Origin of the sequence: Kribbella sp. NPDC049174 (genome assembly GCF_043197365.1) — a bacterium.
Lineage (GTDB): Bacteria > Actinomycetota > Actinomycetes > Propionibacteriales > Kribbellaceae > Kribbella.
Window position 1 is genome coordinate 530,758 of the sequence record NZ_JBICSZ010000001.1, and the last position, 14,268, is coordinate 545,025.

Annotated in this window: 10 protein-coding genes; 7 read left to right on the top strand and 3 right to left on the bottom strand. The window is 67.8% G+C overall.

The features are described 5' to 3' along the window. The first annotated feature begins 21 nt into the window (after positions 1-21). The 7 genes from gcvT to ACGFIF_RS02550 all read left to right on the top strand — a co-directional run bounded on the left by gcvT (position 22) and on the right by ACGFIF_RS02550 (position 10,762). A complete protein-coding gene (gene gcvT, locus ACGFIF_RS02520) occupies positions 22-1,140 on the top strand; it encodes a glycine cleavage system aminomethyltransferase GcvT (RefSeq protein ID WP_393150581.1) in 1,119 nt (372 codons plus the stop codon). A gap of 164 nt (positions 1,141-1,304) precedes the next feature. Then, on the top strand, positions 1,305-4,157 hold the full coding sequence (locus tag ACGFIF_RS02525; protein WP_393150583.1) for a BTAD domain-containing putative transcriptional regulator: 2,853 nt from the start codon (positions 1,305-1,307) through the stop codon (positions 4,155-4,157). A 426-nt stretch (positions 4,158-4,583) separates the two neighbouring features. Then, on the top strand, positions 4,584-5,591 hold the full coding sequence (locus ACGFIF_RS02530; protein WP_393150585.1) for an ABC transporter permease: 1,008 nt from the start codon (positions 4,584-4,586) through the stop codon (positions 5,589-5,591). A gap of 41 nt (positions 5,592-5,632) precedes the next feature. Beyond that, positions 5,633-7,387 carry an ABC transporter substrate-binding protein gene (locus ACGFIF_RS02535; RefSeq protein ID WP_393150587.1) on the top strand — a complete coding sequence of 585 codons (1,755 nt, stop codon included), beginning with the start codon at positions 5,633-5,635 and terminating at the stop codon, positions 7,385-7,387. Between the two features lie 99 nt (positions 7,388-7,486). After that, on the top strand, positions 7,487-8,479 hold the full coding sequence (locus tag ACGFIF_RS02540) for an ABC transporter permease (RefSeq protein ID WP_393150589.1): 993 nt from the start codon (positions 7,487-7,489) through the stop codon (positions 8,477-8,479). Beyond that, positions 8,476-9,660: an ABC transporter ATP-binding protein gene (locus ACGFIF_RS02545; RefSeq protein ID WP_393150591.1), complete on the top strand. Its 1,185-nt coding sequence runs from the start codon at positions 8,476-8,478 to the stop codon at positions 9,658-9,660. The genes ACGFIF_RS02540 and ACGFIF_RS02545 overlap by 4 nt, the downstream gene beginning before the upstream one ends. 19 nt (positions 9,661-9,679) lie before the next feature. Next, the gene (locus ACGFIF_RS02550; protein WP_393150593.1) at positions 9,680-10,762 is read left to right on the top strand and encodes an ABC transporter ATP-binding protein; all 1,083 of its coding nucleotides are present in this window, start codon (positions 9,680-9,682) and stop codon (positions 10,760-10,762) included. 45 nt (positions 10,763-10,807) lie between these two features. On the opposite strand, the gene ACGFIF_RS02555 is transcribed toward ACGFIF_RS02550, so the two are convergent. The 3 genes from ACGFIF_RS02555 to ACGFIF_RS02565 form a co-directional block, all read right to left on the bottom strand. Next, on the bottom strand, positions 10,808-12,022 hold the full coding sequence (locus ACGFIF_RS02555; protein WP_393150595.1) for a low temperature requirement protein A: 1,215 nt from the start codon (positions 12,020-12,022) through the stop codon (positions 10,808-10,810). 87 nt (positions 12,023-12,109) lie between these two features. Further along, on the bottom strand, positions 12,110-13,414 hold the full coding sequence (locus tag ACGFIF_RS02560; RefSeq protein ID WP_393150597.1) for a sugar ABC transporter permease: 1,305 nt from the start codon (positions 13,412-13,414) through the stop codon (positions 12,110-12,112). Next, positions 13,411-14,226, bottom strand: coding sequence for an ATP-binding cassette domain-containing protein (locus ACGFIF_RS02565; protein ID WP_393150599.1), 816 nt, complete (start codon positions 14,224-14,226; stop codon positions 13,411-13,413). Before ACGFIF_RS02565 ends, ACGFIF_RS02560 begins: the two co-directional genes overlap by 4 nt. Positions 14,227-14,268 lie beyond the last annotated feature (42 nt).

The following is a 14,268-nucleotide window of genomic DNA, read 5'->3' on the forward strand; positions in this document are numbered from 1 at the left end:
GCGTCGGGTAAGTTCCGCTCCATGACCCCGTCTATGTCATCGTCGCCTGATCTGAAGAAGTCCCCGCTCCACGAGCGCCATGTCGCCCTCGGCGCGAAGTTCGCCGAGTTCGGTGGGTGGGAGATGCCACTGGAGTACTCCGGCGTCGTCGCCGAGCACACTGCCGTCCGTACGTCGGTCGGCGTCTTCGACGTCAGCCACCTCGGCAAGGCGACCGTCAAGGGTCCGGGTGCGGCCGAGTACGTGAACTCCTGCCTGTCCAACGACCTGGGCAAGATCACCCCCGGCCAGGCGCAGTACACGCTGTGCTGCAACGAGCGCGGGGGAGTGGTCGACGACCTGATCGCCTACCTGCACGCCGACGACGACGTGTTCCTGATCCCGAACGCGGCCAACACCGCGGAGGTGGTCCGGCTGCTGCAGGCGGACGCGCCGGACGGCGTGGTGGTGACCAACACCCACGACGACTACGCGATCCTCGCGGTCCAGGGCACCAACAGCGACGACGTACTGAACGCGATCGGGCTGCCGACCGGGCACGACTACATGTCGTTCGCGACCGCGGAGTTCTCCGGTACGGCGGTCGTCGTCTGCCGGACCGGTTACACGGGTGAGCGCGGGTACGAGCTCGTCGTACCGAACGAGGCCGCTGTCGCGGTGTTCGACGCGTTGCTCGAGGCCGGAGCGCCGTACGGGATCGTCCCGGCCGGACTGGGGGCCCGGGACACGCTGCGGACCGAGATGGGTTACCCGCTGCACGGTCAGGACATCTCCCCGGACATCACGCCGGTACAGGCACGGTCCGGCTGGGCGGTGGGCTGGAAGAAGGAGCACTTCTGGGGTGACGAGGCGCTGCGGGCGGAGAAGGAGCGCGGCCCGGCCCGGATCCTGCGCGGCCTGCGTGCCGTCGGCCGCGGCATCCCGCGTCCGCACATGACGGTGCTCGACTCGTCCGGCACCGCCCTCGGCGAGGTCACCTCCGGCACCTTCTCGCCGACGCTGAAGAAGGGCATCGCGCTGGCCCTGCTGGACGCGACGATCAAGGAAGGCGACCAGGTCACCGTCGACATCCGCGGCCGCCAGGAGTCCTTCGACGTGGTCAAGCCGCCGTTCGTCACCGTCCACGTCCGCGAGAGCTGACCACCGCGGCCGGGGCGGCAGGCCTGTCTGCCGCCCGGCCGTGGAGCGGTCACCATTCCCAGGTCGCGGCCGCTGCCTTCTTCATCGGTCCCCTTGCATCACTCGATTGATGCCCGGATCGTGAACCCCCTCTGTTACCGCGCGCTTACCACTATGCTGACGCCGTGGAGTTCCGGCTGCTCGGCCCAGTCCAGCTCTGGTCGGGTGGCACGCAGGTAGCTCTGAAGAGACGGCAGGAGCGGCTGCTGCTCGCCGTACTGCTACTGGACCCGGGGAAGGCCGTGCCCCCGGAGCGGCTGATCGACCTGCTGTGGCCAGAGGCCATGCCGGACAACCCCAAGCGGGCTCTGCAGGTTTACATCTCCCGGCTGCGATCCGTGCTGGATGTCGACGTCCGACTCACCAGTGGCTCCGAGGGATACGCCGTACAGGCGCCGCCCGGCCGGACCGACATCGAGCAGTTCAGCGGTCTGGTCGAGCAGGCCCGGCGGACGGGCGATCTCGAGCAGCGGTCCAAGCTGCTGGTCGACGCGCTGGCGTTGTGGCGTGGACCGGCGCTCGCTGACGTCACCACTGAAGACGTACGGCGACGGTTGTGTGCCGGGCTCGAGGAGTCGCGGTGGGCAGCCGAGGAGCTGCGGCTGACCACAGAGCTCGCCCTCGGCCGTCATCAGGAGCTGCTGCCTGAACTGGCCCGGCTGACCGCGGCCCAGCCGGCCCGGGAGACGTTCGCGGCTGCGTCGATGCTGGCGCTCTACCGATCCGGCCGACAGGCGGACGCCCTTGCCGCGTATGCCGAACTCGTCCGGCATCTCGATGACGAGCTGGGCGTCGAGCCGGGTGCGGAAGTGCGGGACCTACAGGTCGCGATCCTTCGGCAGGACTCGTCGCTGGACCTGGCTGCCGGGTCGTCGGTGCCGCGGGAGCTTCCGGCCGATGTGAGCATCCTGGTCGGGCGGGACGACGTACTGCGGGAACTGGCCGAGGTGTTGCTCAGTCCGGGGCGGCCGTCCGGCGTACCGGCTGTTGTCTGTCTGTATGGCGCGGCCGGGACAGGTAAGTCGGCTGCCGCGGTGCGGTTGGCACATCGGTTGGCTGAGCGGTATCCGGACGGGCAGATGTTCGCCAGGTTGCAGGACGTCAACGGGCAGGGCATCGCCGCCCGGACGATCCTCGGGCAGCTGCTGCGGTCGCTGGGCGTCGACGGTTCGGAGCTTCCGGAGAGCATGGAGGCTCGGTCGGCGATGCTGCGGAGCCGGCTGGCGGACAAGACCGTACTGCTCGTGTTCGACGACGCGATCGATGCCGGACAGCTCCGGCCGTTGCTGCCGGCGGGCGGCGGGTGCGGGGTGATCGTCACCTCGCGACAGCCGATGCTCGGTCTCGAGGACGCGACGCACCGGGAGCTCCTGCCGCTGCCGGACGAGACGAGTGCCGAGTTGCTGGGCGCTCTGTCCGGTCTCGGCGCGTCCCGGGTCGCCGACGTGGTCCCACACTGCGCGGGACTGCCGCTGGCGTTGCGGATCGTCGGTGCGCGGTTGGCGTTGATCCGTGAGGACGTCGGGGACGTCGTACGGACGCTGGCGGACGAGTCGCAACGGCTGGACTACCTGGTCGCCGGCGATCGAGCCGTGCGGGCCAGTCTCGATCTGAGCCTCAGCGTGGCGACCCCACCGGCCCAACAGCTCTTTGCCCGCCTCGCACTTGTTGGTGCCGACGAGTTCGGCTCCTGGGTCGCGGCGCCGCTGCTCGACTTGGACGAGGACAGCGCGCAGAACGTCTTCGATGGCCTCGTCTCACTGGGCCTCGTCCAGCCCCGACGCTTGCAGCCACCTCGCTACGGCCTGCACGGCCTGGTCCGCTCCCTCGCCGTCGAGCTGTCCGGTACGACGGACAACACCGAGCTGGAGCGGCGTTACCTCGAGACCGTGCTTCGGCTGCTGACGATCGCCGACGACCAGATCGACCACGCGACCACGATGATCGAGCTCGATCGCGGCGCCGGTCGTGAGCTACCGGTGGCCGATACCGCGGCGAGTGCCGGAGCGTCCTGGCTGGAGGTCGAGGCGCCGGTGGTGCGTGCGGCCGTGGACCTCGCGGTCCGGAACTGGCCGCGCCTGGCCGGGATGCTCGCCCTGCGTTTCAACGGATTCCTCGCCGTTCGCGATGATCGTGAGGTCCGGCAGGCTGTACTGCGGTTGGCCGGGGAGGCCGCGGCGGGAGTCGGCGAGGCCGAGCTCGAGGCAGACCTCGACCGCTGCCTGTTCGGCGCCCTGGCGCAGGGCGGCGCACCGCCGGACGAGCTGGCACTGCAGGCCGAGCGAGGCCTCGAGTCGGCCGAACGGTGCGGGGTTGTTTCGCTGCACATCGCCGCGCTCAACCAGGTCGCGTGGGCGGCGTCCGCGCAAGGTGACTTCGGCCGGGCGTTGCAGGTGGCCGAGGAGATGGTGTCGCTCGTCGACACGCACCCCGAGGCCGAGTCGTCACGGTCGAGGGCACTGGACCAGCTGGGCGGAGCACTGCTCATGCTCGGCCGCATCGCGGAAGGCCAGGCGGCTCGCCGGGCGGCTTGTGCGCTCAGTACTCCGGGGACCCGGCTGCACGCGATCCGCCAGGTTCTGTTCGCCGAGTCGTTGCTCGCCGACTCCGATCTCGGTGTTTCGCATTTGCCCGAGCTGACCAAGGTGCTCACCGAGGCGCGGGAGATCGTCACCCGGATTGGGGACGAACTCGGCATCGCGCACGTCGACAACACCGAGGCTCAGCTGCTGATCCTGACCGGAGATCCGGACCGCGCGGAGGCGCTGCTGCACCGCGCCGCCGACGTCCTGAACCGGCGCCCGGATGCATCAGGGGAGGCAGCGAACGCCATCGGCCGGGCCCGGCTGCAGGTCGCGAGAGGACGCCCCGAAAAAGCCCGCCAAATCCTCGAAACAGCGATCCGCGCCAACCCCGGCGTGGGCCATGCGGTCCAGGAACTGGCTCACCAGCAAACCCTCCTCGGGCTCGCCACCTAGGCCCTCTTTCTGCGGACGGTCCGGACCCAGCGGCGGTGAACGGTTGTACACCCGTCCATTTGATCACTCAGTGTGATCTCTACCGTCCGCCAGATTTGATCACAATCTGTCATATAGTGGCACAAAATGGCCGTTGGCGGGCCTGTGCCGACGCTTTTTGCGAGCAATTGATCGCACAGAGTGAATATTTGGGGCAAATTTTCCCGTCCCCTCCTCGTTCCGGTAACGATTTGTGCACTGGTTCCTAGCGCCGCTGGTTTGCGGGTCATCGCGTCGGGCAGGCTAGCGCGCGGTTGTGGGGACCCCGCTCGTCAAGTGGATTTGACGCGAGCCCACCTCCAGCCGAGGCTCTACCCGATCTACAGATCGTGGCTGGACCCCTGACGAACCTGGCTGACAGAGCTGAACAGAGCTGACGGAGCGCGAATGAGTATCGGTTCACCCGACTCGACAGTTGGTGTCGAGGACCACCCGGCGTCGGCAGAGCCGGTTCGGGACTCCGCTGTCCCGCACGGCAAATCCCCGACCCGGATCGCGATGGACCGGCTCCGCAAGGACAAGGTCGCGGTTGCGTGCGCCGGCATCGTGCTGTTCTTCATCCTGGTGGCGATCTTCGCCCCGCTGCTGACCAGGATCGAGGGTGGGGACATCGGTACGTTCCACCCCGAACTGGTCGACGAGTACGGGTTCCCGACCATCATCGCGAACGCCGAGCACTGGTTCGGCGTCGAGCCGAAGACCGGCCGCGACAACTTCGCCCGCTGGGTGTACGGCGCCCGTCCGTCGTTGATCGTCGCGTTCACCGCGACCCTGTTCGGCACCGTCGTCGGGGTCGTGATGGGTCTGCTGGCCGGCTTCCTCGGCGGCTGGGCCGACCGGGTCATCTCCTGGGTGATCGACTTCGTCCTCAGCCTGCCGTACCTGCTGTTCGCGATCGCGCTGGTGCCGATCGTCGAGAGCATGCGCGGCGGCTCGTTCAACCTCTCGCCGGACGAGCAGGCGTCGACGAGATTCTTCGTCCTGATCTTCGTCCTCTCGTTCTTCGGGTGGGCCGGTCTGGCCCGGATCATCCGGGGCGAGGTGCTGTCCCTGCGCGAGCGCGAGTTCGTGCTCGCGGCGAAGGCCATCGGTGTGCCGACCCGGCAGGTGCTCTTCAAGGAGCTGCTGCCCAACCTGGTCGCTCCGATCGTGATCTCGGCATCACTGTCGCTGCCGGCCTACGTGACCGCGGAAGCGGGCCTGTCGTTCCTCGGCGTCGGTCTGATCGAGCCGATCCCGTCCTGGGGTCAGACGATCGCGACCGCGACCAACTGGTTCAAGGCGGATCCCATCTATCTCTGGCTGCCGGTGATCGGCATCACCGCCCTGGTGCTTGCCCTGGCCCTGCTGGGCGACGCAGTCCGAGACGCCTTCGACCCCAAGACTCGCCGGTAGCCCGGCGTTGCCCCAGCGGTAGAAAAGGAGAAACACGACAAATGCAGTGGAAACGGATCACCGCCGTTGCGGCGACGGTCATGCTGGCCGCCGTGGCCTGCGGCAGCCCGTCCTCGAACAACAACAGTGAGGGAAGCACCGGAGACGCGGGCACGGCCCAGGAGAAGGCGCTGGACCCGACCGTGAAGGGCCCGGCTCCGGAGGTCGAGGGCGCGAAGAAGGGCGGCACCATCACGGTGCTGTCCGACGTCACGCCGGACACGCTGGACCCGACCAACATCTACTTCACCGACGGAAACCAGATCGGCAAGCTGGTCTACCGCGCGCTGACGCAGTACAAGCTGGACCCCGAGACCCAGAAGCCGACCCTGGTTCCCGACCTCGCCGAGGACCTGGGCACCAAGTCCGCCGACGGTCTGACCTGGACGTTCAAGCTCAAACAGGGCATCAAGTACATGGACGGCACGACGGTGAAGGCGGCCGACTACGCGTACGCGATCAAGCGGTCGTTCGCGCACGACCTGTACGACGCCGGACCGACGTACCAGAACGAGTTCTTCAAGGACGGCAAGACCTACAAGGGTCCGTACGCGAGCGGCGACAACTACGCCGGGGTCGAGACGCCGGACGAGAGCACCCTGGTCATCAAGCTGGCGAAGAAGTTCGACGACCTGCCGTTCTACGCGGCCTTCCCGATGTTCACGCCGATCCCGAAGGCGAAGGACACCAAGAAGAGCTACGACCTGAAGCCGATGGCGACCGGTCCGTACATGGTCGACTCGTACAACCCGGGCACGCAGCTGAAGCTGAAGAAGAACCCGAACTGGGACCCGAACAGCGACCCGGTGCGCAACCAGTACCCGGACGCCTGGGACTTCAAGTTCGGCCAGGACACCCTCAAGGTCCAGCGGCAGGTGCTGGCCAGCGCCGGTCCGGACGCGAACGCGATGAACTACTCCGACCTGGACGCCAGCCTCATCCCTGAGCTCAAGGACAAGAGCCAGATCGTCACCGGCCCGCAGCCGTGCACCAACGTCTGGGGCCTGGACACGCGGAAGATCCCGATGGACGTCCGGCAGCTGATCGCCAAGGCGTACCCGTTCGACACCTACCGCAAGGTCGCCGGCCTGACGCCGGAGAGCGCGATCCCGGCGTCCACCATCCTGCCGCCGGCCGTTCCCGGCTACGAGAAGTACGAGCTCCCGGGCCTGACCGGCAAGGGCAAGGGCGCCGAGGACCCGGCCGTCGCGAACGAGGTCAAGGCGAAGCTGAAGGAGATCGGCAAGGAGAACTTCGAGCTCAGCTGGTACTACTCGAACGACGACAAGATCGCCACGCAGGTCAACCAGCTGCGCACCCAGGTCTTCACCTCCGCGGGCTTCAAGGTCAAGGCGATCGGTGTGCCGAAGGCCCGGATCCGCACCATGCGCAACGACCCGGCCGCCCCGGTGAACATCGGTCAGGGCCCGTCGGGTTGGTGCTCGGACTGGCCGTCCGGTACCAGCTGGTACAACGTGCTGTTCAAGTCCGACGCCGTCGAGCTGAGCAACAGCATCGGCATGATCCAGGACAAGGCGCTGGACGCCGAGATCGACCGCGTCGGATCGCTCACCCCGGATGAGCAGCTCAAGGAGTGGATGAAGGTCGACAAGACCATCATGGAGAAGTACCTGCCGCTGATCCCGCTGTACTACAGCGCCAGCTACTACCCGATCGGCAAGAACCTCGGTCACGTCGTCAACGACCCGACCCAGGGCCTGCCGGAGTTCACCTCGATGTACCTGAAGCAGCCCTGATCCGGACTGCGGCAACGTCTAGCAGTCTGATCATCTGATGGTGGGGTGGTGACCGGACCTCGGTTCGGTCACCACCCCGATCGGTGAGGAGAAACCCTCGTGCTCTACTTCGTGGCGCGCCGGCTGGTGAGCGCGCTCAGCGTCGTGCTGGTCACGCTGATCGCGACCTTCACGCTGTTCTTCGTCGCCCCGACCGACCCGGCCGCGGCGATCTGTGGTGATCGCAACTGCACAACAGAGCGATACAACGAAATCAAGGAGAATCTGCACCTCGACAAACCCAAGGTGCAGCAGTTCGCCGAATACACACTGGGCATCTTCGCCGGGCGGACCTTCGAGACGGCCGGCGTGAAGCAGGAGTGCAACGCGCCCTGCCTCGGCTTCTCCTTCAAGAACGACCGGCCGGTCACCGACATGCTGAAGGACCGGTTGCCGGTGACGGTCTCACTGGTCGCCGGCTACGCGGTGATGGTCCTCACCATTGGTGTCTTCGTGGGCTCGATGGCTGCGAAGCGACGAGGTACCGTCGGCGACCGCGCACTGATGAGCAGCACGCTGATCCTGAGTTCGGTGCCGTACTACATCGTCGCCCTGATGGTCTCGCTTTACCTGACGATCCTGTACCCGATCCTGCCGCGCGGTGGCTACACCCCGTTCACGGACAATCCGGGGGCCTGGTTCGCCGGGTTGCTGACACCGTGGCTGGTGCTCGGCATCTACAACTGCACGCAGTACGCCCGCTACTCCCGTGGCTCGATGGTGGAGGCGCTGAGCGAGGACTACATCCGGACCGCTCGGGCCAAGGGCCTGTCGGACCGCACGGTGACCTACAAGCACGCGCTCCGGTCCGGGATGATCCCGGTCATCACGATCTTCGGTCTCGACATCGCCGGCAGTCTGGCCGGCGCGATCTTCACCGAGCGGATCTTCGACCTGCCGGGCCTGGGCAACCTGGTGCTGGAGAGCCTGAACAACTACGACCTGCCGGTGATCATGGGCACCGTCCTGGTCGCCTCCGCCATCCTCGTCGCGATGAACTTCCTGGTCGACGTCGGCTACAGCCTGATCGACCCGCGGGTGAGGCTCTCGTGACCACACCAGCCAACGAGGGGAAGGACCTCCAGGACACCATGGCCGGAACCGCGGCTCCCACGCCGCCAGCATCAGCCGGTACGACGCCCGCCGAGACCAAGCGTGGTCCCGTGGTCGCGACCCGCGAACGCCGGCAGGGTTCGATCAATCCCAGCGGCGAGACGCCGTACCTGGTGGTCGAGGACCTGACCGTGAAGTTCCCGACCGCCGACGGTGTGGTCAGCGCGGTGAACGGGCTGAGCTACTCGGTCCCGCTCGGCCGTACGCTGGCGATCGTCGGCGAGTCCGGCTCCGGCAAATCGGTCTCGAGCATGGCCGTGATGGGTCTGCACGACCGCAAGCGCACCAAGATCACCGGCTCGATCCGGCTCGGCGGCGACGAGATCGTCGGCCTGCCGGAGAACGAGCTGATGAAGGTCCGCGGTGACGCGGTGGCGATGGTGTTCCAGGACCCGCAGTCCTCGTTGCACCCGCTCTACACGGTCGGCAACCAGATCACCGAGGCGTACCGGGTGCACCACAAGGTGTCCAAGGACGTCGCCAAGAAGCGTGCGCTGGAGATGCTCGACCTGGTCGGCATCCCGAACCCGCAGCGCCGCTTCTCGCAGTACCCGCACGAGTTCTCCGGCGGTATGCGGCAGCGCGCGATGATCGCGATGGGCCTGGTCAACGACCCGAAGCTGGTCATCGCCGACGAGCCGACCACCGCGCTCGACGTGACCGTGCAGGCGCAGATCCTGGACCTGCTGAACAACCTGCAGAAGGAGTTCGGCTCGGCGATCGTGCTGATCACCCACGACCTGGGTGTGGTTGCCGAGATGGCCGACGACGTGCTGGTGATGTACGCGGGCCGCTGCGTCGAGTACGGCACCGCCGAGGACGTGCTGGCCCGGCCGCGGATGCCCTACACCTGGGGTCTGCTCGAGTCGATCCCGACCGTCTCGGCCGCGAGCGAGAAGCTGCGCCCGATCAAGGGTCTGCCGCCGAGCCTGCTGAACCTGCCCACCGGCTGTTCCTTCAACCCGCGCTGTCCGTACAAGGAGCGGGTGAAGGGCGAGCGGTGCACCACCGATCTGCCGGAGCTGCTGCCGGTCGACGGTGCCGGTGCCCACACGTCCCGTTGTCACCTGCACGACAAGGCCTCGATCTACGAGGCCGAGGTCGCGCCGAGACTGGGCTGACGAGGGGCTGAGGAGAGAGATGAGCGACACTGTGCGCAAGATCGACAGCGTTCCCGCGGCGAGCCCGGCGTCCGACGCGGCGTCCGGCACCCCGCTGCTGCAGGTCCGCGATCTGAAGATGCACTTCCCGATCAAGGAAGCGGCCGGTCTGGGCCGGACCAGGAAGGTCGTCCAGGCCGTCGACGGCGTCAGCTTCGACCTGAAGGCCGGCGAGAGCCTGGGCCTGGTCGGCGAGTCCGGCTGCGGCAAGTCGACCACCGGCCGGATGATCACCCGGCTGCTGACCCCGACCGCGGGGCAGATCAACTTCAAGGGCACCGACATCGCGCAGCTGAAGGAGCGGGAACTGCGCCCGTTCCGCCGCCAGCTGCAGATCGTCTTCCAGGACCCGTACAGCGCGCTGAACCCGCGGCAGACGGTCAGCAACATCATCAGTACGCCGCTGCGGGTGCACAACCTGGTCAAGAAGGGCAAGGAGCTCGACCGGGTCCAGGAGCTGCTGGAGCGGGTCGGTCTGAACCCCGAGCACCACAACCGGTACCCGAACGAGTTCTCCGGCGGCCAGCGGCAGCGCATCGGCATCGCCCGGGCGCTCGCGGTCGAGCCCGAGGTGATCATCGCCGACGAGCCGGTGTCCGCGCTGGACGTGTCCATCCAGGCCCAGGTGATGAACCTGCTGGAGGACCTGCGCCGCGACCTCGGTATCGCGTTCGTCTTCATCGCCCACGACCTCGGCGTGGTCCGGCACTTCTGTGACCGGGTCGCGGTGATGTACCTGGGCAAGATCGTCGAGCAGGGCCCGCGGGAGCAGATCTACGGCGCTCCGCAGCACCCGTACACGCAGGCGCTGCTGTCCGCCGCTCCCGACCTGGGCACCATCCGCGGAGTCCCGCCGAAGGAGCGGATCCGGCTGGTCGGCGACGTGCCCTCGCCGATCGACCCGCCGAGCGGCTGCCGGTTCCGGACCCGCTGCTGGAAGGCCGAGGACATCTGCGCGTCGCACGAGCCGCCGCTCGAGGCCAAGCCCCAGTCGGGCTCCGGCCACGCCGCCGCCTGCCACTTCGCGGAGCCCAAGGTGGACCTGACCGCCGCCACCGCCTGAGGCAAACGATGTCGAGTTGGGCCCCTGCGTCAGCAGGGGCCTTTCTCATGCGTGCTGTTCGCCGTGCTTGAGTTGTTCGCGTTCCTGCGCGAACCGGACCGACTCGAACGCCACCAAGCCGGCCAGCAGAGCAGCCAGTACGCCGAGCTGCCCCAACGCCGGCACCTTCGACAGCAGCGGTACGGCGATCAGCGCAAGACCAGCCGTGATCAGCCGGGAAACCCCGACCTTGTGCATCGTCCGCCATTTGAAGCCGACGTGACCGAGCAGGTAGATCACCACGCCGCCGTAGAGCGCGAACAGGGCGACGCCCTTGAGCGGGTCGTCGAGGTGGTGGTGCTCGGTGTCACCGACGTACTCGAGCACCTTCTTGAGGCCGAGCGCGAGCAGGACGATGCCGGTCATCATCGGGAAGTGCATGAAGGTGTACGCGTCCCGGGCCAGCTTCGGCCGGGTCTCCGGGGCCTCCGCAGCCAGTGATTGTTCGCCGTAGTGGACAGTGGCGTCGAAGTAGATCCACCAGAGGGCGGCCGACACACCCAGGCCGAGCAGGGACGCGATGATGATCGGCCACGAGATCGGCAGATCGGTGACGCCCACGCCGATCGCCACGATCGATTCGCCGAGGGCGATGATGATGATCAGGCCGTGCCGCTCGGCGAAATGCGCGGCCGAGCGGAATCGCCAGCCCCGCGCGTCGATCAGATAAGTGCCGCCGTAGTCGACGGCCAGCGCCGCCGCCCACAGGAGGGTCTGGGTGGTGCCGTCGTACTGCGAGGCGATCAGCAGCAGCGCGGTCGCGCCCAGCATCGAGGGAGCGAACCGGATCAGGGTCCGGCGCAGCACCGCGTCGCCGTCGGCGATGAGCCAGAACAGCACCAGGTGCAACGCGCGGAAGGCGAAGTACGCGCCGGCGATCACGACCGGGCCGGGCAGGCCGCCGGGCAGATCGTCGAACGCCTCGGGGATCGCGAGAGCGATCATGAACATCGCCGCCATCGCCAGCAGCAGGACACCGCGGACCGACCCCTCGTCGGCCTTGACCAGGTTGCACAACCAGGAGAAGCCGATCCAGCTCCACCACAGCAATCCGGTCAGCAGGATTCCGCGCAGTACTCCGTGCCAACTGATGTCGTGCGCCATCAACGCGGTGATCTGGGTCAGTGCGAACACGAACACCAGGTCGAAGAACAACTCCAGCGGCGTGACCGTCTGGTCCTCACTGGTTTGCGCCGCCCTGATGGGCTTTCTGGACGTCATGCGGCACATCCTGCCACCAGATCAGGCTGCCGGATTGGAAACGGTGGGCTCCCGCCTGGTCAGGGTCAGAAGAGAGCCCACCGTGCTCTAGGCGCGTCCGTGCGCCTGCCGGCTGCGGCGGCTGAGGGAGTCGATGGTGACGGCGATCAGCAGGACGCCCGCGGTCACCATGTAGCGGACGCTGGAGTCGAGGCTGAGCAGGGCGAGACCGTTGGAGATCGACATGATCACCAGGGCGCCGAGGAGGGCGGAGTACGCCGACCCGCGGCCGCCGAACAGGCTGGTGCCGCCGATCACCGCGGCGGCGATCGCGTTCAGGTTGGTGTCGGCGCCGCCGCTGCTCTGGTTCACCGCGACCAGCCGGGCCGCGGCCAGCAGACCGCCGACGGCGGCGAAGGTGGAGCAGGCCGCGAACACGGACAGGTAGATCATCCGGACGTTGATACCGGCTCGCCGCGCGGCCTCGACACTGCCACCGACCGCGACGACCGAACGGCCCCAGCGCGTCCGCCGGATGGCCACATCGGTGGCCACCACCAGCCCGAGGAAGAGCAGGAACATCGACGACACACCGCGGTCGCCGTTCAGCACGACCACCGGGACGAGCAGGACGACGGCGAGGGCGGCGGCCTTGATCGCGATGACCGAGTTGGGTGCCGCCGACAACCCGGCCGCGACGCGGCCGCCTCGGCCGCGCAGCCGGGTCAGCACGTACACCGCGACGACCGCCGCGACCAGCCCGTAGGCCAGCGCGGGGGAGAGGAAGCTGCGAGTGGCGAACCCGACGAGCGCGGAGTCGAACGGCAGGTTCAGCGAACCCTCCTTGCCGAGCACCAGCAGCTGGAGACCGAGGAAACCGAGCAGACCGGCCAGCGTGATCACGAAACTCGGTACGCCGAACCGGGTGTAGAGCGCGCCGTAGAACAACCCGATCACCAGCCCGAGCACGACCCCGGCCAGCAGGGACAACGCGAGCGGCCAGCCCTTGTTGACGAACGTCACCCCGAGTACGGCGGCCGACAAGCCGCTGACCGAGCCGACCGACAGGTCGATCTCGCCGAGCAGCAGGACCAGGACGATGCCGATGGCAATCACCCCGACCGACGTGGTCTGCAGGGTCAGGTTGACCAGGTTGCGGCTGGACAGGAACGAGCTGTTCGCGATCTGGAAGACCGCCCAGATGATGATCAGGCCGACCACCACCGGTACCGAGCCGAGGTCGCCGGAGCGGAGCCGGGCGGTGAAGGCGGAGACGGCGCCGCTGATGCCGTGGCTGGCGATCAGGCGCTCGTCCTGCAGGTCGGCCGGCAGCTCGGCCGCCGCGCCGTTCCCGTTCCCGCCGGCCGGGCGCGGGGTGTCCTGCGGCCGGATCTCTGATCCGTGCAGCGTCATGATGCGGTCCCCTCCTCACGGGTCCGGCGCGCTGCGCGCTCGGAGACCGCGTTGTTCGTCGCGCCGGTGATGGCGGCGATGATGTCCTGCGTCTTGGTCTCGCTGACCTCGAAGACGCCGTTGTTGCGGCCCAGACGCAGGACGGCGACCCGGTCGGCGACCGCCATCACGTCGGCCATGTTGTGGCTGATCAGAATGACCGCGAGGCCTCGCTCGCGCAGCCGCTCGACCAGGTTGAGGACCTCGGCGGTCTGAGCCACGCCGAGGGCCGCGGTCGGCTCGTCCAGCATCACGACCTTGGGCTGGCCGAGCAGCGAGCGGGCGATCGCGACGGTCTGCCGCTGGCCACCGGACAGGCTGGCCACCGGGATCCGGACCGACGGGATCTTCGCCGACAGCTGGCGGAGCAGCTCCCAGGAGGAGCGCTCCATCTCGACCTCGTCGAGGACCCGGCCCTTGCGCAGTTCGCGGCCGAGGTACAGGTTCGCGACCACGTCGAGGTTGTCGCACAGCGCCAGGTCCTGGAAGACCGTGGCGATCCCGAGCTGTTGCGCCTCGGCCGGACTGCCGACCCGCACCTCCCGGCCGTCGAAGACCATCGTGCCGTCGTCGGCGGTGTAGACGCCGGCGATCGTCTTCACCAGCGTCGACTTGCCGGCGCCGTTGTCGCCGACCAGGGCCAGGACCTCACCGGCCCGGACGTCCAGCTCGATGTTCTTCAATGCCTGCACCGCGCCGAAGCGCTTGGAGATGCCCCGCAGGGTCAGCACCGTACGGGTGCCGACCGGGGCCGGTGTGGGGGTGACAGTCACTCGATCAGCCTCCTGGGCTTTGTTCAGGCCATGATCCCGGCG

Bases quoted from the DNA above. Each gene is read 5' to 3' on its own strand.
- gcvT (WP_393150581.1), top strand. From the start codon at position 22: ATGACCCCGTCTATGTCATCGTCGCCTGATCTGAAGAAGTCCCCGCTC.
- ACGFIF_RS02535 (WP_393150587.1), top strand. From the start codon at position 5,633: ATGCAGTGGAAACGGATCACCGCCGTTGCGGCGACGGTCATGCTGGCC.
- ACGFIF_RS02550 (WP_393150593.1), top strand. From the start codon at position 9,680: ATGAGCGACACTGTGCGCAAGATCGACAGCGTTCCCGCGGCGAGCCCG.
- ACGFIF_RS02555 (WP_393150595.1), bottom strand. From the start codon at position 12,022: ATGACGTCCAGAAAGCCCATCAGGGCGGCGCAAACCAGTGAGGACCAG.
- ACGFIF_RS02560 (WP_393150597.1), bottom strand. From the start codon at position 13,414: ATGACGCTGCACGGATCAGAGATCCGGCCGCAGGACACCCCGCGCCCG.
- ACGFIF_RS02530 (WP_393150585.1), top strand. From the start codon at position 4,584: ATGAGTATCGGTTCACCCGACTCGACAGTTGGTGTCGAGGACCACCCG.